21 protein-coding genes and 1 tRNA gene are annotated in these 20,652 nt (G+C 68.4%); 8 read left to right on the plus strand and 14 right to left on the minus strand.

All coding sequences use genetic code 11. From position 1 onward, the window contains the following. Positions 1-198: 198 nt before the first annotated feature. Positions 199-612: a hypothetical protein gene (locus tag ABDJ40_RS05540; protein WP_347607128.1), complete on the minus strand. Its 414-nt coding sequence runs from the start codon at positions 610-612 to the stop codon at positions 199-201. Between the two features lie 256 nt (positions 613-868). Beyond that, a complete protein-coding gene (gene gbpA / locus ABDJ40_RS05545) occupies positions 869-2,284 on the minus strand; it encodes an N-acetylglucosamine-binding protein GbpA (RefSeq protein ID WP_347607131.1) in 1,416 nt (471 codons plus the stop codon). Positions 2,285-2,477: 193 nt separating this feature from the next. On the opposite strand from gbpA, the gene ABDJ40_RS05550 reads away from it, so the two are divergent. Further along, a complete protein-coding gene (locus tag ABDJ40_RS05550; protein ID WP_347607134.1) occupies positions 2,478-3,278 on the plus strand; it encodes a helix-turn-helix transcriptional regulator in 801 nt (266 codons plus the stop codon). A 21-nt stretch (positions 3,279-3,299) separates the two neighbouring features. Here ABDJ40_RS05550 and ABDJ40_RS05555 read toward each other — a convergent pair whose 3' ends face one another. The 6 genes from ABDJ40_RS05555 to prfB form a co-directional block, all read right to left on the minus strand. Further along, positions 3,300-4,040 (minus strand): substrate-binding periplasmic protein, encoded by a 741-nt coding sequence (locus ABDJ40_RS05555; RefSeq protein ID WP_347607137.1) that lies wholly within the window; start codon positions 4,038-4,040, stop codon positions 3,300-3,302. Positions 4,041-4,184: 144 nt separating this feature from the next. Then, entirely contained in the window at positions 4,185-4,550 is a 366-nt protein-coding gene (locus tag ABDJ40_RS05560) for a VanZ family protein (protein ID WP_347607140.1), read from the minus strand. A gap of 89 nt (positions 4,551-4,639) precedes the next feature. Continuing rightward, positions 4,640-4,715 (minus strand) — tRNA-Thr (locus tag ABDJ40_RS05565). Positions 4,716-4,739: 24 nt separating this feature from the next. Next, positions 4,740-5,753, minus strand: a complete 1,014-nt coding sequence (locus ABDJ40_RS05570) for a class 1 fructose-bisphosphatase (protein WP_347607143.1) — start codon at positions 5,751-5,753, stop codon at positions 4,740-4,742. 37 nt (positions 5,754-5,790) lie between these two features. Further along, the gene (gene pepN, locus ABDJ40_RS05575) at positions 5,791-8,475 is read right to left on the minus strand and encodes an aminopeptidase N (protein ID WP_347607406.1); all 2,685 of its coding nucleotides are present in this window, start codon (positions 8,473-8,475) and stop codon (positions 5,791-5,793) included. A gap of 192 nt (positions 8,476-8,667) precedes the next feature. Beyond that, positions 8,668-9,775 (minus strand): peptide chain release factor 2 gene (gene prfB / locus ABDJ40_RS05580; RefSeq protein ID WP_347607145.1). Its coding sequence is split into 2 segments (ribosomal slippage): positions 8,668-9,693 and positions 9,695-9,775, totalling 1,107 coding nucleotides; the frame shifts between segments, so codons are not numbered across the junction. Positions 9,776-9,985: 210 nt separating this feature from the next. Between prfB and ABDJ40_RS05585 the strand changes: the two genes are divergently transcribed. Beyond that, on the plus strand, positions 9,986-10,270 hold the full coding sequence (locus ABDJ40_RS05585; RefSeq protein ID WP_269631455.1) for a DUF4212 domain-containing protein: 285 nt from the start codon (positions 9,986-9,988) through the stop codon (positions 10,268-10,270). A gap of 241 nt (positions 10,271-10,511) precedes the next feature. Next, positions 10,512-12,362, plus strand: a complete 1,851-nt coding sequence (locus ABDJ40_RS05590) for a pre-peptidase C-terminal domain-containing protein (protein WP_347607149.1) — start codon at positions 10,512-10,514, stop codon at positions 12,360-12,362. A gap of 352 nt (positions 12,363-12,714) precedes the next feature. Here ABDJ40_RS05590 and ABDJ40_RS05595 read toward each other — a convergent pair whose 3' ends face one another. Next, positions 12,715-13,626 (minus strand): alpha/beta fold hydrolase, encoded by a 912-nt coding sequence (locus ABDJ40_RS05595; protein WP_347607152.1) that lies wholly within the window; start codon positions 13,624-13,626, stop codon positions 12,715-12,717. Positions 13,627-13,776: 150 nt separating this feature from the next. On the opposite strand from ABDJ40_RS05595, the gene ABDJ40_RS05600 reads away from it, so the two are divergent. Continuing rightward, positions 13,777-14,268 (plus strand): GNAT family N-acetyltransferase, encoded by a 492-nt coding sequence (locus ABDJ40_RS05600; protein ID WP_347607155.1) that lies wholly within the window; start codon positions 13,777-13,779, stop codon positions 14,266-14,268. A gap of 21 nt (positions 14,269-14,289) precedes the next feature. Here the strand turns inward: ABDJ40_RS05600 and arsC are convergent, their stop codons facing one another. Then, entirely contained in the window at positions 14,290-14,628 is a 339-nt protein-coding gene (gene arsC, locus ABDJ40_RS05605) for an arsenate reductase (glutaredoxin) (RefSeq protein ID WP_269632105.1), read from the minus strand. A gap of 134 nt (positions 14,629-14,762) precedes the next feature. Between arsC and ABDJ40_RS05610 the strand changes: the two genes are divergently transcribed. After that, positions 14,763-16,496 carry an acetate--CoA ligase gene (locus tag ABDJ40_RS05610; protein WP_347607158.1) on the plus strand — a complete coding sequence of 578 codons (1,734 nt, stop codon included), beginning with the start codon at positions 14,763-14,765 and terminating at the stop codon, positions 16,494-16,496. A 6-nt stretch (positions 16,497-16,502) separates the two neighbouring features. Here the strand turns inward: ABDJ40_RS05610 and ABDJ40_RS05615 are convergent, their stop codons facing one another. Genes ABDJ40_RS05615 through ABDJ40_RS05625 form a run of 3 tightly spaced genes read right to left on the minus strand, consistent with a single transcriptional unit; the run spans position 16,503 to position 18,024 of the window. Beyond that, the gene (locus ABDJ40_RS05615; protein WP_347607161.1) at positions 16,503-17,192 is read right to left on the minus strand and encodes a hypothetical protein; all 690 of its coding nucleotides are present in this window, start codon (positions 17,190-17,192) and stop codon (positions 16,503-16,505) included. A 26-nt stretch (positions 17,193-17,218) separates the two neighbouring features. Continuing rightward, complete coding sequence (locus tag ABDJ40_RS05620) at positions 17,219-17,464, minus strand: helix-turn-helix domain-containing protein (protein WP_347607165.1); 246 nt, start codon at positions 17,462-17,464, stop codon at positions 17,219-17,221. Then, a complete protein-coding gene (locus ABDJ40_RS05625) occupies positions 17,464-18,024 on the minus strand; it encodes a DUF2975 domain-containing protein (RefSeq protein WP_347607168.1) in 561 nt (186 codons plus the stop codon). The genes ABDJ40_RS05620 and ABDJ40_RS05625 overlap by 1 nt, the downstream gene beginning before the upstream one ends. A gap of 127 nt (positions 18,025-18,151) precedes the next feature. On the opposite strand from ABDJ40_RS05625, the gene ybaK reads away from it, so the two are divergent. From ybaK to ABDJ40_RS05640, 3 genes are read left to right on the plus strand one after another with little or no spacing between them, the layout of a single operon-like run. Beyond that, on the plus strand, positions 18,152-18,646 hold the full coding sequence (ybaK, locus tag ABDJ40_RS05630) for a Cys-tRNA(Pro) deacylase (protein ID WP_269631446.1): 495 nt from the start codon (positions 18,152-18,154) through the stop codon (positions 18,644-18,646). Positions 18,647-18,652: 6 nt separating this feature from the next. After that, positions 18,653-19,381, plus strand: a complete 729-nt coding sequence (gene plsY / locus ABDJ40_RS05635) for a glycerol-3-phosphate 1-O-acyltransferase PlsY (protein ID WP_269631445.1) — start codon at positions 18,653-18,655, stop codon at positions 19,379-19,381. Continuing rightward, positions 19,381-19,728, plus strand: a complete 348-nt coding sequence (locus ABDJ40_RS05640; RefSeq protein ID WP_269631444.1) for a RidA family protein — start codon at positions 19,381-19,383, stop codon at positions 19,726-19,728. The genes plsY and ABDJ40_RS05640 overlap by 1 nt, the downstream gene beginning before the upstream one ends. A 75-nt stretch (positions 19,729-19,803) precedes the next feature. Here the strand turns inward: ABDJ40_RS05640 and ABDJ40_RS05645 are convergent, their stop codons facing one another. Then, positions 19,804-20,583 carry an oxygen-binding di-iron domain-containing protein gene (locus tag ABDJ40_RS05645; protein ID WP_269631443.1) on the minus strand — a complete coding sequence of 260 codons (780 nt, stop codon included), beginning with the start codon at positions 20,581-20,583 and terminating at the stop codon, positions 19,804-19,806. Between the last annotated feature and the right edge of the window lie 69 nt (positions 20,584-20,652).

Below are 20,652 nucleotides of genomic sequence, written 5' to 3' on the forward strand. Positions count from 1 at the left end.
GCAGTGGGGACATGCAGGCGGCACATGCACCGTGCGGGCAGCGGTGTGACTGGAGCTCAGCCGGGGGCGCTCTGCATGAGGTCCGACCGGCCAAACCGCGTCGTTCGGGCCTTCGACAGGCTGTGCTCCAGCATTCATTTCCTGCAATCGTGAGACTGTGAGAAATAGCCTCGGGCGTGTGACGCCCTCGGCAGGGGCTTACTTCGTGGCCACCGCGCGCAGCTTGCCGTCGTTGGTGGGCTCGAACTCGCCGAAGCCGGTGGAGCCGTCCGCGAAGAGAACCAGCAGGCGGGACCCCGTGAAGTCACCCACGCGCACGCCGGAGGAGACGTCGCCCTGGAAGTCAGGGTCGATGCCGGCGAACTGCACCGACTTGTCCGGCGAGAAATTGGCGAAGCGGGCCGTCACCACCTCGGTGTCGACGCCATCGACGCCCACCAGGGTGGCAGGCCCGGAGAAGCCGCCGAAGGTGTCGAAGAGGATGGGGAACTTCGCCGTCCTTGCACTGATGCCGACCTCGCGGATGTCCGCGCTGCTGGCGTTCTGCAGGTTGAGATTGATGCTGAAGCTGTTGAGCGGCCCGTCAAAGGTCGCGACCAGTTCCTGTGCCATGATGAGTACCTCACTGTTTGGCTGTGAACGGCAGGCTCAGGGCCTGCCACCTCTTTACGGCCAGCGTCATGCACTGCCCGTTCCCACACTATTGGCGCTTCGGTGACGGCCCGCATCCCCAATACTGACCACTGACTGGCTCTGGCCCTGGATGCCGCGATGGGCACAGCCCGGGCGCGGTCCAGCAGGCCGGGCGCCTCAAGCCCATGAAAAAGGGGGCCTCTCGGGCCCCCTGGCTGTCAGGATGCGCGGCTGCCTAGCGCGCGATCCATGCATCCGCCCAGGCGGCGCCCACGCCGGGTTCGTAGGCATTGTTGCTGCTGCTCCAGATGTTGCACCAGCCGCTATAGGGCGAGGGGCGGCATTCGTAGACCTTGCCGTTCTTGTTCTGCAGCACGCGCGTGCCGGCCTTGTAGCTGCCCAGGCCGGTCGGGAAGACATGGTCGTAGCTCGTGCTGCCGGCGGCCTTGAGGTTCACCGCGTAGGTCTTCTGGACCACGGCGCCGCCACTCTTGGGCGTGCCCTTGACGACCAGCTGGTAGCTGCCGGCCGCTGGCTTGCTGAGGGGCAGGCTGAGGCTCTGGCCGCTGTTGTTGAGCGAGGCGTTGGCACTGGCGCGAGCCACGCCGGCGGCATCGAACAGGGTGGCGTTGACGTCCAGCTGGCCGACGGCGGTGACGCTGAATCCGAGCGTCAGGTTGCCGTCACTGCCGATGGTGTATTCGGCGGCCAGACCGCTGACCAGCACGTCGTTGGCGGGCGGCGGGGCCTTGTCGATCTGGATCTCCACGCGGGTGTAGGGGCTGTCGCTGCGGGCGAAGACCTCGTTCTGGCCATAGGCGGGGTTGATGCTGCCGTCCGCGGCCTTCTGGCCCGCCCTGAGCAGGGACTGCTCGGCATTGACCCGCGTCGCGAGGAGGTAGGGCCAGGTGGTCTTGGCGCCGTCCGCGGCGCTGCCAATGGTGATCCGGGTCGAGAGCTCGGGGTGTTCGCCGGCGGCGTCGAAGACGCGGGTGGAGGCCTTGTCCCCCACTGCCAGGTCGACGCTCGGGTAGATGGTGCCCTTGGCGGACCAGCTGTAGACCGGCGGCGTGCCGTCGAACTGCAGGTCCAGCAGGTTGTAGAAGCTGTTGGTGGTGTCCGCGATCTCCCAGACGGCCAGCACCAGCTGATAACCGGCCCGCACGGGCACGTTGCAGCTGTGGGTCAGCGGGCTTGGGGGCTGCTTGCCGCCGCCATCCACCTGGCAGAAAGGCGTGGACTCGAAGCTGGCGCGGCTGAGCTTCACATTGGGATTCCAGTCGGCCCGGGTGATGTAGTAACGCCAGTTGCGGGTGGCGTGGTTGGCGGTGAAGGTCCAGGTGAAGTTCTGCAGGCCGGACTTCATCGGGCGCTTGGTCCAGCGGGTGGCCGTCTGCTCGTCCAGCTCGGCGAACTGGGTCAGGCCGGCGCTGGCGATCCTGCCGTCGGCCGGGCCGGTGGCCGGATAGCCGGATGGCGCCTCCAGGCTCTGGGGCTCGTACTGGATGGCGCCGCAATTGCTGTTGCCGCCTTGCTTGCACAGCAGGGAGCGCGACTCCGGGCTGCTGACGTAACCGTGTGGGTACGCGCTCAGCGGCACGGCGAGCAGAGCGCACAAAGCGAAGCAACTACCCCAGAGACTTGTCCTCATCATGACCTCCATCGTTGTGGTCCCGATTGTGAAAATGGTGCGAATGACGCGCAAGTGGTTCTTTGTTGGTATTTATCCGGTATTTGTTTCGGTCCGTATCGCCTAAGGCAGTTGACGGCTTTCAAACAAGTGACATGCGCAGCCCCTAGGCTCATCCCTGCTCGCCACAAGGGACGACGCAGGGGGAGACCACATGACTCAGGACAGCGCACAGGCGTGCATCGAATGGGCCAGCCAGCGCCAGGCGGAAGCCTTCTGGCAATGCGCCGAGACGGCCCAGGCGGTGAGGCGGCGCCATCAGTTCTTCATCTGGACCCAGGCCAGCCTGCAGCGCCTGCTGCCCCACCAGCTGATGCTGTGCAGTGCCTGGTCGCCCCTGCGGCGGCAGCTGCAGCCCGAACTGTTCAACAGCCTGCCGCTGCCTGAGCCGGTGCTGCAGTGGCTGCAGGATCCGGCCAGCCTGGCCTGGCTGCAGCAGGGCTGGCTGCGCGCGGGCAGCCAGGCCCAGGCTCTGCCGCTGGCCGGGCTGGTGGCATCGGGCGAAGGCACTGCGCAGGCCCTGAGTCTGCTGCAGGCGGCGGGCTTGCAGCACCTGTCCGTCCTGGGGGTGTCGCGTCCGCAGTGCGCCGAGGAGCTGGAGAGCTTCTTCCTGCTGGTCTCTCGGGAGCCCCTGCCGTCGCCCCTGCTGAACCTGATGACGCCGCTGCTGCACTGCGTCTGGCGGCGCGTGCAGGCGCAGGAGCTCCAGCTGCAGCACAGCCCGGCCCAGGGCGGCGCGAGCACGCAAGGCGTGACCGAGCGCGAGCGCCAGGTCCTGGCCTGGATGCGCCAGGGCAAGAGCAACCAGGAGATCGGCCTGCTGCTGGGCATCAGTGCGCTGACGGTCAAGAACCATGTGCAGAAGATCCTGCGCAAGCTCTGCGCCAGCAACCGAGCGCAGGCGGTGGCTCAGGCGATGAGCCTGCAGCTGCTCAAGGAGAACGGGTTGCGCTGAACCGGTCCGGCGGGAGCGGCGTCAGCGCCACTTCCAGCGCTGCTTCATCTCTTCGACCTGGGCGAGCCGGTCGCGCATGAAGTCGCGCATCGCCAGCACCTCGGCGGGGTGCTTGTACGAGGACAGGTACCAGTGCCCGCTGGCATGGGGCAGGTCCGGGTCGAAGACCGGGGCCTCGCCGCTTTCGCTGCCCGCGTGGGCGAAGTAGTACTCGGCGATGCGCGTGTTGAGGTAGGCCCCGTCCACGCGACCCCGCTGCAGCTTTTCATAGAGCCGGTCGTACTGCACCGACTCCTCGATGCGCATCTGGCCGGAGTTGATCAGCTGCTGGTAAGGGTAGGGCGTGAAGCCGTTGGGGATGCCCAGCACCTTGATGCGCGCCACGCCCTTGCCCAGGTCCTGCGGGCGGACCATGACGCCGTCGGTGAACTCCATCATGGGCGCGTAGGCGATGCGCAGATTGCCCTTGAGCGTCGTCACCCAGTTCGGGTTGTCGGGGAAGATGAAGTCCAGGTCGCCACGCACGAACATGGCGTCGCGGCGCTTCAGAGGCAAGACCACATAGCGGAACTCCAGGCCGCGGGTGCTCGCGAAGGCATCGAGCATGTCGCGCCCCAGGCCGCTGTAGACGCCGTTCTTCCATTCCGAATAGGGCAGGAAGTTCTCGTAGTCTTCCACGCCCACGGTGTAGATGCGGCGGGCCCGGGCTGGGGCGGCGGCCGTCGTCAGCAGGGCGGACAGGAGCAGCTGGCGTCGCTTCATGGAACCTCCCGGTGCTGGGTATGGAGCGATGAAGAGGGCGGGTCGACAGCGACAGTGTCGCGCAGCGCGGGCCGGCTGAACAGCGGCAGGGCCGCCGCGGGCGGCGATTCCTCAAGCGACCTTGAAGCGACCTTGAAGCGACCTTCAGCGGCGCACTCGCCCGGCAAGGCGCCGCAGCACCAGCGTCAGCGCGAGGCCCAGCAGGATGCCGATGCCGTCCGCCAGCAGGTCCGCCCACTCGGCGGAGCGGCCCGGTACCTGGGTCTGCAGGATCTCGATCAGTCCGCCATAGCCCAGCAGCGCCCAGGCCAAGCGCCCCAGGCCAGCGGGCCAGGCCAGGCCGCCCAGCAGCACCAGCGTGCCGAAGGCGCTGAAGTGGTTGAGCTTGTCCCAGCCCAGGTCCGCGGCCTGCGGCGGTGCGGGGCTCAGGGCGAGGTAGCTGATCACGACCAGGGCCAGCGCGAAGAGTGCCGAGGGCAGGGCGTGGAGGCGTCGGAGGATGGGCGTCATGATGAGCGTCATCAGGTGCAGGCTCGCAACGCCAGCGAGCCGGGCAAGAAAAAAGCCAGACCCTTGCGGATCTGGCTTGATTCAATTTTTGGTGCCGGTGAAGAGAGTCGAACTCCCGACCTTCGCATTACGAATGCGCTGCTCTACCAACTGAGCTACACCGGCGAAAGACTGCGACTATAGCAGAATTTACTGTGCCTGCTCAAGGTGGTAGCGCGTCACGCGCTCCACCTCGTTCTTCGAGCCCAGCACCACGGCCACGCGCTCATGCAGCTTGGTGGGCTTGAGGTCCATGATGCGCTCGCGGGCGTTGGTGGCTGCGCCGCCGGCCTGCTCCACGAGGAAGGCCATCGGATTGGCCTCGTACATGAGACGCAGCTTGCCTGCCTTGTTGGGCTCGCGCTTGTCCCAGGGGTACATGAAGACGCCACCGCGGGTGAGGATGCGGTGCACGTCGGCCACCATGGAGGCGATCCAGCGCATGTTGAAGTTCTTGCCGCGCGGGCCTTCCTCGCCCGCCAGGCATTCGTCGATGTAGCGCTTCACCGGGGCGTCCCAGTGCCGCATGTTCGACATGTTGATGGCGAACTCCTTGGTGTCCTCGGGGATCTTCACGTCCTCCTGCGTCAGCACGAAGCTGCCCTGCTCGCGATCCAGGGTGAACATGGCCACGCCGTCGCCCACGGTGAGCACCAGCGTGGTCTGCGGGCCGTAGACGCAGTAGCCCGCGGCAGCCTGGGCGCTGCCGGGCTGCAGGAAGTCGTCCTCGCTGACGCCCTTGCTGCCTTCGGGCTTCTTCAGCACCGAGAAGATGGTGCCGATGGACACGTTGACGTCGATGTTGGACGAGCCATCCAGCGGGTCGAACATCAGCAGGTACTCGCCCTGCGGGAAGCGGTTGGGCACCAGGTAGATGCCCTCCATTTCCTCGGAGGCCATGGCCGCCAGGTGGCCGCCCCATTCGTTGGCCTCGATCAGCACCTCGTTGGCGATGATGTCCAGCTTCTTCTGGACCTCGCCCTGCACGTTCTCGCTGCCGGCCGTGCCCAGCACGTCACCCAGGGCACCCTTGTTGACGCTGATGGCGATGCGCTTGCAGGCGCGGGCCACGACTTCGATCAGCAGGCGCAGCTCCTGCGGGATGTGGCCGTGCTGGCGCTGTTGCTCGATCAGGTACTGCGTGAGGCTGATGCGACGGGTCATGGAAACACCTTGAAGTTGCGAATGCGGGGCAGGGCACTCAGGCGGCGCCGCCGGAGGCCAGGGCGCGCTCGACGATCTCGCGCACGTCATTGGACAGCTCGGGCTTGGCGGCCACGCGGGCGATGGCCTCGCGGGCAGCGGCGCGGTAGGGCTCGGCCAGCACCGTCCAGCGGTCCATGGCGCGGGCCACGCGGCCGGCCAGCTGCGGGTTGATGCCGTCCAGCAGTTGCACCTGCTCGGCCCACAGCACGTAGCCGGCGGCATCGGCGCGGTGGAAGGCGGCCGGGTTGAACATGCACAGCGAGGCCAGCAGGCTGCGGGCGCGATTGGGGTTCTTCAGCGTGAAGTCCGGGTGCTGCAGCAACTGCTTGACGCGGGCGAAGGTCTTGCCGCCGTCCTCGGCCGCGCGGGCCTGCAGGGCGAACCACTTGTCCACCACCAGGGCCTCGTGCTTGAACAGCGCGTGGAAGCGCTGCAGCGCGGGCTCGGCCAGCTCGGCATGGGCGTTGACCAGGGCCGACAGAGCGCCCAGGCGCTCGGTCATGTTGGTGGCGTCCTTGAAGCGCTGGTAGGCGCGGCCGGGCCAGACGGCGTCGCCGTTGCGGGTGGCATGGAGCACCAGCATGGACAGGGCCAGGTTGGCCAGGGCGCGCTGCCCGGACTGCACCGGGCTGGGCTCGTAGCCGGCCTTGACCTGGTTGGCCTCGTAGGCGGCGGCCCAGTCGTCCGCCAGGGCGGCGGCCAGCTGCACGTGCGCGGCCTCGACGGCGGCGTGGATCTCCTGCGGGTCGACCACCTCCAGCTGCTCGGCCACATAGGCTTCGCCCGGCAGCGTGAGGGCCAGTTCCTTGAAGGCGGCGTCCAGCTGCGGGTCGCGCAGCACGGTGCGCATGGCATCCAGGTAGGCGGCATCCAGCACCAGGGTCTCGCCGGTGCGCACGGCCTGCAGGATGCGGTTCAGGGCCAGGCGCTGGCTGGCTTCCCAGCGGTTGAAGGCGTCGGCGTCGTGCTGCAGCAGGACCAGCAGCTCGGCGTCAGTGAGGCCGTCGTCCAGGATCACCGGGGCCGAGAAGCCGCGCAGCAGCGAAGGCACAGGTTCGCTGGCCACGCCGGTGAACACGAAGCACTGCTCGGCCTGGTCCAGCACCAGCACGCGCTCGGTGCCCACCGGGGCGGCCTCGCCCTGCAGCTGCAGAGGCAAGACCTGACCCTCACGGCTCAGCAGGCCCATGGTCACAGGGATGACCTGGGGCAGCTTGTGCTCCTGGCCGGGCGTGGCGGGGTTGTGCTGCTTCAGTGTCAGGGTGTAGGTCTGGGCAGCGGCGTCGTAGCTGCCGCGGGCCTGCACACGAGGCGTGCCCGACTGCGAGTACCAGCGCTTGAAGGTCTCCAGGCGGGTGCTCAGGGCGGAGCCGGGGTTGGCGTCGGCGATGGCAGCGGCGAAGTCGTCGCAGGTCACGGCCTGGCCGTCATGGCGCTCGAAGTAGAGCTTCATGCCGGCCTCGAAGCCCTGGCGTCCGACCAGGGTCTGGTACATGCGCACCACTTCCGAGCCCTTTTCGTAGACCGTCGGGGTGTAGAAGTTGTTGATCTCGACGTAGGAGTCGGGGCGCACCGGGTGGGCCATGGCGCCGGAGTCCTCGGGGAACTGCACGCTGCGCAGCGCGCGCACGTCCTGGATGCGGCAGACGGCACGGGCGCTGGGCGCGGCGGCCATGTCCATGCTGAATTCCTGGTCGCGGAAGACGGTCAGGCCTTCCTTCAGCGAGAGCTGGAACCAGTCACGGCAGGTGACGCGGTTGCCGGTCCAGTTGTGGAAGTACTCGTGGGCGACGATGGACTCGATGCGGGCGAAGTCCGCGTCGGTCGCGGTGGCCGGCGAGGCCAGCAGGGCGCTGGTGTTGAAGATGTTGAGGCCCTTGTTCTCCATGGCGCCCATGTTGAAGTCGGACACGCCGACCACCATGAAGCGCTCCAGGTCCAGGGGCAGGCCGAAGCGGGCCTCGTCCCAGACGATGGAGGCGATGAGGCTGTTCATCGCATGCTCGGTCTTCTCCAGGTCACCGCGGCGCACGTAGACCTGCAGCAGGTGGTCCCGGCCGGCGCGGGTGCGGATGCGCTGCTCGCGCGAAACCAGGTCCGCCGCGACCAGCGCGAACAGATAGCTGGGCTTGGGGAAGGGGTCATGCCACTTGGCCAGGTGGCGGCCGTTGTCCAGCTCGGCGGTCTCCAGCAGGTTGCCGTTGGAGAGCAGCACGGGGTACTTGGCCTTGTCGGCGCGCAGGGTGACCGTGTAGACGGCCATCACGTCCGGGCGGTCCAGGAAGTAGGTGATGCGGCGGAAGCCCTCGGCCTCGCACTGCGTGAAGAAGCCGCCGCCCGAGGTGTAGAGGCCCGACAGCGAGCTGTTCTTCTCGGGGGCGCAGGTGTTGCGGATCTCGAGGGAGAAGTCAGCGTCCGGCGCGCTCTCGATGATCAGCTCATGGCCCTCCTGGCGGAAGGACACGCTCTCGCCATTGATCAGCACGCGCAGCAGGTTCAGCTCCTCGCCATGCAGGCGCAGCGGGCCGTGCGGCACGGCGGCATTGCGCTCGACCTTCATCTTGCTGGTGACCAGCGTCTTCGCCGGGTCCAGGTCGAAAGTCAGGTCGACGGTGCGGATCCAGTAGGCCGGAGCCACGTAGTCTTCGCGGCGGATCAGTGCGGCGGTGCCTTCACGCATCATGGCGGACTTCCTCGTTTTGTTTGTCATTGCCCGGGCTCGTGACCCGAAGCTGTTGGATTCAATCGGGAGAGACGCGCCCGTCGGCACGCCTCAGCCTGCATTCCCCAGCGGGCCCCGCTGATCCGGCTCTGCCGGGCAGCCGGGGCCGCCCCCTCGAGGGGGCCGGCGCAGCCGGTAGGGGGTGGTCCATCACACGCCCTGTTTCAGGGACGCGGTGATGAAGGCGTCCAGGTCGCCGTCCAGCACCTTCTGGGTGTTGGAGATTTCCACATTGGTGCGCAGGTCCTTGATGCGGCTTTGGTCCAGCACATAGGAGCGGATCTGATGGCCCCAGCCCACGTCCGTCTTGCTGTCCTCGAGCTTCTGCTGCTCGGCCATGCGCTTCTTCATCTCGTGGTCGTACAGGCGCGAGCGCAGGCGGCGCCAGGCCACGTCACGGTTGCTGTGCTGCGAGCGGCCGTCCTGGCACTGCACCACGATGCCCGTGGGGATGTGGGTCAGGCGCACGGCCGAGTCCGTCTTGTTGATGTGCTGGCCGCCGGCGCCGGAGGCGCGGAAGGTGTCGGTGCGCACATCGGCCGGGTTGATGTCGATCTCGATCGAGTCATCGATTTCCGGGTAGACGAACAGCGAGGCGAAGGAGGTGTGGCGGCCCCCCGAGGAGTCGAAGGGGCTCTTGCGCACCAGACGGTGCACGCCGGTCTCGGTGCGCAGCAGGCCGAAGGCGTACTCGCCCTCCACCTTGATGGTCGCGCTCTTGATGCCGGCCACGTCGCCGGGCGTCTCGTCTTCCATCGTGGTGGTGAAGCCCTTGCGCTCGCAGTACTTCAGGTACTGGCGCAGCAGCATGCCGGCCCAGTCGCAGGCCTCAGTGCCGCCGGCACCGGCCTGGATGTCGATGAAGCAGTTGCTGGGGTCGGCCGGGTTGTTGAACATCCGGCGGAACTCCAGCTCCTCGACCTTTTCGTTCAGTTTGGCCGCATCCGCTTCAATGGTTTCCAGGCCGCCGAAGTCGTTGTCGGCCTTGGACATCTCATAGAGCTCGACGTTGTCGGAGAGGTTGCTGGTCAGGTAGTCAATGGTTCCCACCACCTGCTCCAGTGCGCCTTTCTCCTTGCCAAGTTCCTCGGCGCGCTTTCGATCGCTGGTCCAGATGTTTGGATTCTCCAGCGCCGCATTGACTTCATTCAGCCGAAGTGACTTGCGGTCGTAGTCAAAGATACCCCCTTAGCGCGTCGGTACGCGCTGTGAGGTCGGCGAGGGTCGTGCCGATTTGGTTGATGCGTTCGATGTCCATGACGGATCCTGATTGGTGCCCGTGGTGCTGCCTTCGCGTTCAGCGGGGCCAGCCGGGGGCTGGCAGCGGCTCGGCCGGGCCATGTCTTGTGAGCAACCGCGCATTTTAAGCTGGCCCGGGGCTGATCCCGGCTTCCCGGGCCGCCGAAATGGGGCCGGCCCGCTGTCGCCCGTGCGGCTGCTGAGGCACACTGCGCACCGGACACCCGCCATGGACCCCCTCCACCAGCCCGCCACGCCCGCCCGTGAACGCCGCCATCGCCGCTACTGGCGGGCCACGCGGCGCCTCACCCTCGTCCTGCTGGGCGGCTGGACCGTGCTGAGCTTCGGCCTGACCTGGTTCGCGCGGGACCTCAGCTTCAGCTTCTTCGGCTGGCCCTTCAGCTTCTGGGTGGCCTCGCAGGGGGCGCTGATGGGCTATCTGCTGATCGTGGTCCTCTATGCCTGGCTGATGGCCCGGCACGACGACGAGCACCGCGAGGACGCCGGCGACTGAGCCCGCGCCGCCAGACCGGCGCCTGCCAGGCTTCGCGCGGGCAGCCCATCAGGGTTGCCACGGCTGTCAATGCTGACACTTGGGCGATCAACGCCCGCTGACCATAGTCCGCATGGCGCCAGCATGCCGGCGGCATTCTGTGCCGGCGCTGGCCCGTCCCCGGCGCCGCAATGGCCGGCAGTACCCCGTTGCGATGCTTCACCCGCGGCACCGACCGCGTCTCCACACCGAGAGATCGTCCATGAAGCGTATGTTCCATTTCCCTTCTTCTCACGCACGCCTGTCGGCGCTGATGCTGGCCTGCCTCGCCGCCTGCCCGGCCACGTCCGCCCTGGCTGCCGACGGCACCGAGCTGGGCAGCGCCAGCGGCCTGATCCAGAGCCTCAAGCAGCAGCACCAGGGCCGCCAGGCCCTGAGCCTGCAGGCCCAGGACGGCACGGCGCTGCCGGTGCTGGTCCAGGACTTCTTCGAGCAGGGTGGCAAGGTCTCCATCGCCGGCCGCCACCGCGATGCCGAGGACTCCATGTTCTTCCTCAAGGGCGACGGCAAGACCCTGCGCGGCTTCCTGGTCCTGCACGGCCAGAAGAAGGCCTGGGAGTACAGCACCGACGCCCGTGGCGTGGTCAGCGTCAAGGCCGTGCCGCTGAGCCGCGTCTACCCCGACCTGGACGAGGACTTCCAGCGCAGCAACCGCAGCACCGCCAGCCTGGCCCAGATCGCGGCGGCGCACCCGGTCTACAGCCCCATGGCCCTGCGCCAAGCGCCCCACATCGGCCCCTACAACAACCAGGACGTCACCAAGCTGGAGAGCAAGCCCGGCAGCCCCTACGTCTTCTACCTGAACACGGCTGCCGTGATGAGCGGCAGCACGCCCCTCAACGGCGTGACCAAGGAGAACATGTACCGGGCCTGGCAGTCCGTGGCGGACCAGTACTCCATGCTGCAGCTCAACGTCACCACCAACAAGGCGGTCTATGACGCCGCCAAGGCGGCCAGCCTGCTGCGCACCGGCGTCATCAATTTCGTCAACCAGGACGGCCGCAGCTTCGCCCCCCTGCACTCCTTTGGCACCACCTCGGCCGGCACGCTGTACCGCAACCCGGCCAGCGGCTTCGACTACGGCTACGGCATCGGCATGACCGGCGCGCACGAGGTCGGCCACCAGATGGGCATGAACCACGATGGCGGCGGCACCGGCGGCGAGTACTTCGAGGGCATCGCGGCCTATCAGTGGGGGCCCATCATGGGCAACTACTGGATGGGGGGCTCCTGGACCAACCAGCTTTTCACCTGGAGCAAGGGCGAGTACAACACCGCCAGCAACAGGGAAGACGATCTCAAGATCATGACGGTCGACGAGGGCGTGCCTTACATGGCCGATGACAACGTCAACGGCAAGCCCCTGGCCCTGCGTGCCGGCGGCGAGATCAACCCGGCGGACAACTGGGGCCAGATCGAGCGCAACACCGACACCGACGTCTTCACCTTCAGCCTCGGCAGCGCCGGCACGCTGAACCTGCGGGTCGATCCCATCGAGTACCTGCGCATGCTGGACGTCGACGCCACCATCACCACCGCCGCCGGCACCCAGGTGGCGCGCAGCAACCTCTCGGTGAACCGCTCGGCGGAGTTCGTCAACCTGAACCTGGCGGCGGGCGACTACAAGCTCATCATCCAGGGCGGCGCGGAAGGCACGCCGGCGAACGGCTTCTCCAAGTACAGCTCCCTGGGCTACTACGCGATGAAGGGCACGCTGAGCGCCGCCACCACGCCGTCCACCATCCCGCTGACCAGCGGCGTGGCCCTGGGCAGCCAGTCGGCGTCCACGGGCACCTGGACCTACTACTCCATCCAGGTTCCGGCCGGCAGCACCAAGCTGGTCGTCAACCTGGCGGGCAGCAATGGCGACGCCGACCTCTTCGTCGGCGCCGGCCAGAAGCCGACCGGCACCAGCTATGCCTGCAAGTCCGACGGCTCCACGAGCACCGAGACCTGCACGGTGAATTCGCCGGTGGCGGGGACGTACTACGTGGGGGTGCAGGCCTATGCCACGTACAGCGGCCTCAGCGTCAAGGCGACTGTGAGTCCTTAACCCCCCCCTACCGGCTTCGCCGGCCCCCCCAGGGGGGCGCGCATGTAGGACCGGCAAAGCCGGATCCTCATGCGCCGTGCGGGGCGGCCTGCTGGCGCGGCCGGTTGGGTGTGCTGCGGGTGGGGGATGCGGTGAGCAAGGCCGGATCCTCGTGCGCCGTGCGGGGCGGCTGGCTGGCGCGGCCGGTTGGGTGTGCTGCGGGTGGGGGATGCGGTGAGCAAAGCCGGATCCTCTTGCGCCGTGCGGGGCGGCTGGCTGGCGCGGCCGGTTGGGTGTGCTGCGGGTGGGGATGCGGTGAGCAAGGCCGGATCCTCTTGCGCCGTGCGGGGCGGCTGGCTGGCGTTAGCCTAGCTCAGCGCAGGAAGTCCTCCAGCACGGCGGCCAGCGCTTCGGGCTGGTCGTGGTGCAGCATGTGGGCGGCGTCCTCGAGGCGGGCACGCTGCAGCTGGGGCACGAGGGCGAGGCGGGCCTCGAAATCCTCGCGGGGGTAGCGATTGCCCCACCACTGGCTGAGCTGGGTGTGGGCGCCTTCCACCCACAGCGTCGGAGCCTGGATGGCCTGCCAGCAGGCCTGGGCCTCGGCCTTGCGATACAGCACCGGATTGGTCCGCTTGTGGGCCGGGTCGCCGAGGATGTGGAAGGCACCGTCGCGCTGCTCGGACCAATGCGGCGCCAGCCAGGCGGCCTTGGCGGGCGAGAGGCGCGGGTTGGTCTTCATCAGGCGCTGGGCCACTTCGTCCAGGCTGGCATAGGGCTTGAGCTGCTGGGGCTGCTTGAGCTCGTCCAGCCACTGCCGCAGGCGCTTGGGCGCTTCCTCGGGCAGGGTGTCGGGCAGGCCGAAGCCTTCGAGGTTGACCAGGCGGCGGATTCGCTCCGGCCGCACGCCGGCATAGCTCATCACCACATTGCCGCCCATGCTGTGACCCAGCAGATCCACCGGCCGGTCGGGGCTGACGGAGTCCAGCAGGGCGTCGAGGTCTCCCAGGTAGTCGGGGAACCAGTAGGCGTCGCTGGCCGTCCAGTCGCTGAGGCCGAAGCCGCGCCAGTCCATCGCCACCACATGGCGGTCCGAAGGCAAGGCGTCGACCACGAACTGGAAGGACGCGCCCACGTCCATCCAGCCGTGCAGCATCACCAGCAGCGGGCGCTCGGGCGTCTGCATCGAGGCGTCGCCCCAGTGCAGCACGTGGTGATGGAGGCCGCGCAGCAGGAGCATGTCGCTGCGGAAGGGGCGGCGTTCGGTGTAGGCGGTGGGGGTGTTCATGGCGGCGACTCTAGCGGCTTGCCGCAGGGCCTGCTGTCCGGGCTGGGACAGGCCCCCAGTGCCGTCGGATTTTGCAGGCCGGGGGCAGGTCATTCCGGGGGGCGCAGGCTGCAGCACCCTGCCTTGGCGAGCGGCGGTCAGAATGCAGGGATGGACAAGCACAACTACCTCATTCGCCCCGCCGAACCCCACGACCTCGGCGCCATCGTCGGCCTCATCCGCGAGCTGGCGGACTTCGAGCGGCTCACCCACCTGCTGCAGGTCGACGAAGAACGGCTGCGACCGCATCTCTTCGGGCCCAGCCCCAAGGCCGAGGCCGTGGTGGCCGAGGCCGGCGAGGGCCAGGTGGTGGCCTTCGCGCTCTTCTTCCACAACTTCTCGACCTTCCTGGCCCAGCCGGGGCTCTACCTGGAAGATCTGTACGTGCAGCCCGCGCATCGCGGGACGGGCCTGGGGCGGCAGCTGCTGACGCATCTGGCGCAGCTGGCCGTGGCCCGCGGCTGCGGTCGATTCGAATGGAGCGTGCTGGACTGGAACCGGCGCGCCATCGACTTCTACGAAGCCATGGGTGCCACGGTGATGCCGGACTGGCGCATCTGCCGCCTCAGCGGCGAGGCCCTGCAGGCCTTGGGCAAGACCTGACCCTGTCAGCGGGCCGAGGCTTCAGAGCCAGGCTTTGAGCCGCTCCGGCGGGCGGGCGATCAGGGCCTGCTCGCCGCGCACGACGATGGGCCGCTGCAGCAGCTGCGGATGGTGCAGCAGGGCGTCGAGCAGCTGCTCGTCACTGGCGTCGGCCAGGCCCAGCTCGGCGTAGAGCGCCTCGCTGCTGCGCAGCAGCTCGCGCACAGGCAGGCCCAGCTGGCGCACCAGGGCTTTCAAGGTGCCCAGGTCGGGCGGCGTCTTCAGGTACTCGATGACTTCAGGCGCCAGGCCGGCCTCCTGCAGCAGGGCCAGGGCCTCGCGGGACTTGGAACAGCGGGGGTTGTGGAAGATCTTCATGATCGCAGGGCAGAAGCAAATGCGGCCGGCGCAAAAGGCGCAGTGTAGAACCGGCGGGCTTGGTGGAATCCATGAGGAGCCCGCCGGGCCGGCTCGATAGCATGCGGCGCTTGACCTGCCGACGCAAGGAGGGCCCGATGGCCCAGGATGCCCTCGCTGCCCCCGCCCCCCGCCCTGCGGACGGCCCGGGCGATCTCCACGCCGCCCTGCATGCCGGCTTCCGCTGGCGGGTCCCGCCGGACTTCAGCCTGGCCGAGGCCTGCTGCGGCCGCTGGGCCCGGGACACACCCGAGGCCACCGCGGTGATCTTCGAGGACGAGGGCGGCAGCCGCGCCAGCTACAGCTACGGCCAGCTGCAGCGGGCGGCGAACCGGCTGTCCAACGCACTCGCGCGCCGCGGCGTGCGGACGGGCGAGCGCGTGGCCCTGATCCTGCCGCAGCGCTTCGAGACGGCCGTCGCCCACATCGCCATCAACCAGCTGGGCGCGGTGGCGGTGCCGCTGTCCATGCTCTTCGGCCCCGACGCCCTGCAGTACCGGCTGCAGGACAGCGGTGCCGTGCTGGCCATTGCCGAGGGCAGCGTGCTGCCCGCCTTGCGAGGCCTGCGCGACAGCTGCCCGGCCCTGCGCGAGCTCATCGCCGTGGGCGAGGGCGCCGGCGCTGGAGAGAGCGCCTGGATGGACGCCCTGCAGTCCGAGGACGCCCGCTTCACGTCCGCCGCCGCCCACGCCGACGCGGCCGCCGTGCTGATCTACACCAGCGGCACCACCGGCCCGCCCAAAGGCGCGCTGATCCCGCAGCGGGCCCTGATCGGCAACTTGAGCGGCTTCGTGGCCAGCCAGAACTGGTTCGGCTTCGATCCCTTCGACGCCAGCCGCCCGAGCGGCGCGGTGTTCTGGTCCCCTGCCGATTGGGCCTGGACCGGCGGCCTGATGGACGCCCTGCTGCCCACGCTCTACTTCGGCCGCCCCATCGTGGCTTTCCAGGGCCGCTTCTCGCCCCAGCGGGCCTTCGAGCTGATGCAGCGCCACGGCGTCACCCACAGCTTCCTCTTCCCCACGGCACTCAAGGCCATGATGAAGGCGGTGCCGGAGCCGCGCCGTCACTACCGGCTGCGCCTGGAGGCGGTGATGAGCGCCGGCGAGGCTGTGGGCGACGCCGTCTTCCGCTGGTGCCAGCAGGCCCTGGGCCTGACCGTCAACGAGATGTTCGGCCAGACCGAGATCAACTACGTGGTGGGCAACTGCAGCCGCCTCTGGCCGGCGCGGCCGGGCAGCATGGGCCGGGCCTATCCGGGCCACCGGGTGGCCGTGATCGACGAGGCAGGCAAGACCTGCCCCCCGGGCGCGCCCGGCGATGTGGCCGTGCACCGGCGCGACGTGCATGGGGATCCCGACCCGGTCTTCTTCCTGGGCTACTGGAACCGGCCCGAGGCCACGGCGGCCAAGTTCACCGGGGATCCGGCCGACAGCTGGTGCCGCACGGGCGACACGGCCGTGATGGATGCCGATGGCTACCTCTGGTACCAGGGCCGCAGCGACGACCTCTTCAAGTCCGCCGGCTACCGCATCGGCCCCAGCGAGATCGAGAACTGCCTGGTCAAGCACCCGGCGGTGGCCAATGCCGCCGTCGTGCCCAAACCCGATGCCGAGCGCGGCGCCCTGGTCAAGGCCTTCGTGGTGCTGGCGCCGGGCCATCAGGGCAGTGATGCGCTGGTCGAGGCGCTGCAGGCGCTGGTCAAGGGGCAGCTGGCGCCTTACGAGTACCCCAAGGAGATCGAGTTCATCGAGGCCCTGCCCATGACCACCACGGGCAAGGTGCAGCGCGCCGTGCTGCGCCAGCTGGAGGCGCAGCGCGCGGCAGGGGCCTGAACGACTTCAGCGCTCCCGCATGGACGCATGGGCGCCGTTGCGACCGCTGGGCTCGGGGGGCGGCGGCCCGGCGGGCGGCGGGTTGCCCTTGGCGCATTTGCCCGTGGCCTCGGCCAGCAGGTAGAAGGGCGCGCTGAGCAGACCCATGCCGCCGCCGGCGTACTGGCCCTTGGCGCAGTCGCCATGGCCGGCCTGCTGCATCTTGCGGCCCAGCTTGTCGCTGACGCTGACGCCCGTCTCCTGCTCCTGCGCCATCAGGTGCTTCTCGCCGTTGAGCGGCTCGCGGGCGGCCTGGCGCAGGGCCGAGCGGGTGGCGGCGCTGTCGATCAGGCGTTCCGGGCTGGCCGATGCGGCGGGCGTGGCAGGCAATGCCAGGCTCTGGGGCACCTCAGCGGCACGGGGCGCGGGCGCCTCGGGCTGGATGCCCGTGGCCGGCGCGGCGTCTGGCCTGGGCCTGGCCAGTGCTGGAGCGGCCGCTCGCCGGGCCGGCGCTGCGAGGGGCTGGAGGGCGGCCGGCGTGCGAGGGCGGCGCTCCTGCAGCAGCGTCACGGTGATGCGTTGGGCCTCGTGCGCCTGCGGGGCCGCTGGGTGGCGCAGGCCCGCGCGCAGACCGGCGAGCAGGAGCAGGTGCAGGACGATGACCAGCAGAGTCAGCTGCCATCTTCTGGGCGTGGCGGGGAGGGGGGCGTGGTCCATCGGAGGCAGGAAATCAGGCAGGGCGCTCAGTCCTGCGCCTCGGGTTCGTCGGCGCCATCGGCCTCGGGACCGGGCTCGTAGGCCAGCAGCTCGCCGGGCTGGCATTGCAGCTCGCGGCAGATGCGGGCCAGGGTGTCGAAGCGCACGCCCTTGACCTTGCCGGACTTCAGCAGCGAAAGATTGGCCTCTGTGATGCCTACCCGCTCCGCGAGCTCCTTGGAGCGCATCTTGCGGCGGGCCAGCATGAGGTCCAGGGTGACGACGATGGGCATCAGACGAACTCCGCGTTCTCCTGCGCCACCCGCACGGACTCGCGCATGATGCGCGCCATGGCCACCAGCACCAGGCCCAGCATCAGCAGCGTGTAGTGGTCCGAGCTGATGCCCACCAGCAGCTGGCGCTGCCCTGGCGGGTTGTGCCAGCTCAGCGTCAGCACGGCCAGGGTGTGACTCAGCGGCCGGGCCGCTGCCAGCGCCAGCAGGCCCCAGCCCAGCCACTGCAGATGGCGCACCGAGGCCAGGTCGAACACGCGCCCCGCGGCGTAGTGACCGAACAGCCGCCACACATGCCATAGCAGCAGCAGGCCCGACACCAGGGGCAGGCTCAGAGACAGCCACAGCACGGCCAACGTCGGCCCGTCCGGCGTGCGGTAGGGCAGCTCGGGCACCACCTCGTGCAGGACGTACTGGATCATCAGCTCCGGGGCCCAGGCCAGCTGCACGGCGTACTGGGCCAGGCCGAAAGCGCCCAGCAGCGCGAGGATCTGCACGGCCCGTGCCAGGCCCTTGAGGGCGAAGGGCGAAGGCGGGGAAGGGCGGTGCGAGGCGGCCATCATCAATTTCGAAGTCTGAGAATTATTGTATGACAGCAATAAATTGATGTGCCAATGAAATTCGTCAGGGTGGGTTCGGCGGGCTGAGGCACACTGCGCTGCCTGCATTTCCCTTTGCTCCGCCTGCATGTCCAAGAAGTCCGCCCATGTCAGCGAAACCCCGGCCACCCAAGTGCTGCGCCGGCACGGCATTGCCTTCACCGAGCATGTCTACGACTACGTCGAGCATGGCGGCACGGGCGAGTCTTCCCGCCAGCTGGGTGTGCCCGAGCATGAGGTGGTCAAGACCCTGGTGATGCAGGACGAGAAGGCCCAGCCCCTGATCGTGCTGATGCATGGCGACCGCACGGTGAGCCTCAAGGAGCTGGCGCGGCAGATTCCCTGCAAGAAGGTCGAGCCCTGCAAGCCCGACGTCGCGCAGCGCCACAGCGGCTACATGGTCGGCGGCACTTCGCCCTTCGGCACGCGCAAGGAGATGCCGGTCTTCGTGGAGGCCAGCATCCTCGAGCTGGCGCGCATCTGCATCAACGGCGGCCGGCGCGGCTACCTGGTGGGCATCGAGCCCCGGGTGATCACCGAGCTGCTGCAGGCCCGGCCGGTGCAGTGCGCCAGTGCAGAATAGCGGCCCATGCAAGACCTCCTCTACCCTTTGCTGGCCGGCGTGGCCGGCTATCTGCTGGGCTCGCTCTCCTTCGCGGTGATTGTCAGCCGCGTGATGGGCCTGTCCGATCCACGCAGCTATGGCTCCGGCAACCCGGGCGCGACCAATGTGCTGCGCTCGGGCAACAAGAAGGCCGCCCTGCTGACCCTGCTCTTCGACGCGCTCAAGGGCTATGTGCCGGTGCTGCTGGTGCTGCTCTACGGCGAGCGCTTCGGCCTGGGCGAGGACAGCGCCGCCTTCGTGGGCCTGGCCGCCTTCCTGGGCCATCTGTGGCCGGTGTTCTTCAGGTTCGAGGGCGGCAAGGGCGTGGCCACGGCGGCCGGCGTGCTGCTGGCGATCAACCCGCTGCTGGGCGGCGCCACCCTGCTGACCTGGCTGATCATTGCGTACTTCAGCCGCTATTCTTCGCTGGCCGCCATCGTGGCGGCGGTGTTCGCGCCCTTCTACCAGATGCTGATCTGGGGGGCCTCGCCCACGGTGCTGTACGTCGCGCTGATGGGCCTGCTGCTGGTGTGGCGCCATGAGGCCAACATCAGGAAGCTGCTGAACGGCACCGAAAGCAAGCTCGGCCAGAAGTCCGGCAGTGCCACGCCGCCTCAGGGCAGCAGCAAGAAGCATCCGCATGGCGAGGGCTACCAGGCTCGCGGCCATTCGCACCATCACACGAAGAACCAAGCCAAGAAGAAGGGCAACTGATGACGATCCAACGCTTTGATGTCGGGCAGCGCATGTCCGAGATGGCCGTGCACAACGGCGTGGTCTACCTGGCCGGCCAGGTGGCCTCGGACGCCAGCCTGGACATCACCGGCCAGACCGCCGACGTGCTGGCCCAGATCGACGCCCTGCTGGCCCGCGCCGGCAGCGACAAGACGAAGATCCTGCGCGCCCAGATCTACATCGCCGACGTCGCCGAGTTCGCCGGCATGAACGCCGCCTGGGACGCCTGGGTGCCGGCGGGCCACACGCCGCCGCGTGCCACCGTCGAGGCCAAGTTGGCCAAGCCGGAATGGAAGGTGGAGATCGTGGTCACCGCCGCGGTCTGACCCTCGATCCCGCAAGGCAAAGGCCCCGTCCGGCAGGTCGCCGGCGGGGCCTTTGTCATTGGAGGGCGTGGGCGCTTACTCGGGGATCTGGTACTGCGCCGAGCCCATGAGGTCGATGCCGCACTGCAGGTTCTCGGCCCAGTCGATGAAGTCCTTCACCGCCGGGCCCGCCATGGGCGCGCCGTGCTGGGGCACGATCATCTTGATGTCCAGCTGGCGCACCATGCCGGCCCACAGGCGCATCACCTTGTTGCTGACCATGTAGCGGCGGTGGAAGCCTTCCATGCGCTTGAGATGGGGGCCCAGGTCGGTGACGGTCTTCTCGGGGTTCAGGTCGGCGCCGATGGACGCGCCCAGGTCGCCCGAGAAGAGGATGCGGCTCACCGGGTCGTAGAACTGGAAATTGCCCTCGGAATGCAGGAAGTGCGCGGGCAGGGCGATGAGGTCGAAGGCTGCGCCGCCCTCGCCCAGACGCAGGCGCTGGCCCGGGTCGGGGATGCCCGCGATGCGGCCCACGGTCTTGCCGGGCTTGCAGAAGTGCGGGGCGAAGCGCTCCCAGATGCGCGAGATGTAGACGGTGGCGTTGGTCGCCGTCATCCAGCGGTCCAGGGAGGCGATGATGTCCGGGTCCGCATGCGAGGCCAGGATGGCGGCGAGCTTGTGCGGCGGGAAGTGCTGGGACATGCCCAGGTACAGCTCGTTGTAGGCGAGGTTGCCACCCGGGTCGATGATGCAGCCCGTCCCCTTGTTGACGATCAGGAACTGGTTGGACTGGACGGCCTCGCCTTCCTCCTCGCTCAGCTTCGCGAACATCAGACAGACGTGATCGTCCTTGCGGAACAACTCGATGGCCACGGGCTCTCTCCCTGCATTGGATGAGCCCCTACTCTAGGTGGGGTGGTGTGCCCGCGGCTTGAGGCATCT

The organism is Roseateles flavus, from assembly GCF_039872765.1.
GTDB lineage: Bacteria > Pseudomonadota > Gammaproteobacteria > Burkholderiales > Burkholderiaceae_C > Roseateles_B > Roseateles_B flavus.

Excerpts from the sequence above, each read along its gene's own strand:
- ABDJ40_RS05555 (WP_347607137.1), bottom strand. The coding sequence starts at position 4,040 with ATGAAGCGACGCCAGCTGCTCCTGTCCGCCCTGCTGACGACGGCCGCC.
- ybaK (WP_269631446.1), top strand. The coding sequence starts at position 18,152 with ATGTCCAAGAAGTCCGCCCATGTCAGCGAAACCCCGGCCACCCAAGTG.
- ABDJ40_RS05560 (WP_347607140.1), bottom strand. The coding sequence starts at position 4,550 with ATGACGCCCATCCTCCGACGCCTCCACGCCCTGCCCTCGGCACTCTTC.
- pepN (WP_347607406.1), bottom strand. The coding sequence starts at position 8,475 with ATGCGTGAAGGCACCGCCGCACTGATCCGCCGCGAAGACTACGTGGCT.
- ABDJ40_RS05540 (WP_347607128.1), bottom strand. The coding sequence starts at position 612 with ATGGCACAGGAACTGGTCGCGACCTTTGACGGGCCGCTCAACAGCTTC.
- ABDJ40_RS05550 (WP_347607134.1), top strand. The coding sequence starts at position 2,478 with ATGACTCAGGACAGCGCACAGGCGTGCATCGAATGGGCCAGCCAGCGC.
- ABDJ40_RS05595 (WP_347607152.1), bottom strand. The coding sequence starts at position 13,626 with ATGAACACCCCCACCGCCTACACCGAACGCCGCCCCTTCCGCAGCGAC.
- ABDJ40_RS05590 (WP_347607149.1), top strand. The coding sequence starts at position 10,512 with ATGAAGCGTATGTTCCATTTCCCTTCTTCTCACGCACGCCTGTCGGCG.
- ABDJ40_RS05625 (WP_347607168.1), bottom strand. The coding sequence starts at position 18,024 with ATGGCCGCCTCGCACCGCCCTTCCCCGCCTTCGCCCTTCGCCCTCAAG.
- gbpA (WP_347607131.1), bottom strand. The coding sequence starts at position 2,284 with ATGAGGACAAGTCTCTGGGGTAGTTGCTTCGCTTTGTGCGCTCTGCTC.
- ABDJ40_RS05615 (WP_347607161.1), bottom strand. The coding sequence starts at position 17,192 with ATGGACCACGCCCCCCTCCCCGCCACGCCCAGAAGATGGCAGCTGACT.
- ABDJ40_RS05640 (WP_269631444.1), top strand. The coding sequence starts at position 19,381 with ATGACGATCCAACGCTTTGATGTCGGGCAGCGCATGTCCGAGATGGCC.
- ABDJ40_RS05585 (WP_269631455.1), top strand. The coding sequence starts at position 9,986 with ATGGACCCCCTCCACCAGCCCGCCACGCCCGCCCGTGAACGCCGCCAT.
- ABDJ40_RS05600 (WP_347607155.1), top strand. The coding sequence starts at position 13,777 with ATGGACAAGCACAACTACCTCATTCGCCCCGCCGAACCCCACGACCTC.
- plsY (WP_269631445.1), top strand. The coding sequence starts at position 18,653 with ATGCAAGACCTCCTCTACCCTTTGCTGGCCGGCGTGGCCGGCTATCTG.
- ABDJ40_RS05570 (WP_347607143.1), bottom strand. The coding sequence starts at position 5,753 with ATGACCCGTCGCATCAGCCTCACGCAGTACCTGATCGAGCAACAGCGC.
- ABDJ40_RS05620 (WP_347607165.1), bottom strand. The coding sequence starts at position 17,464 with ATGCCCATCGTCGTCACCCTGGACCTCATGCTGGCCCGCCGCAAGATG.
- ABDJ40_RS05610 (WP_347607158.1), top strand. The coding sequence starts at position 14,763 with ATGGCCCAGGATGCCCTCGCTGCCCCCGCCCCCCGCCCTGCGGACGGC.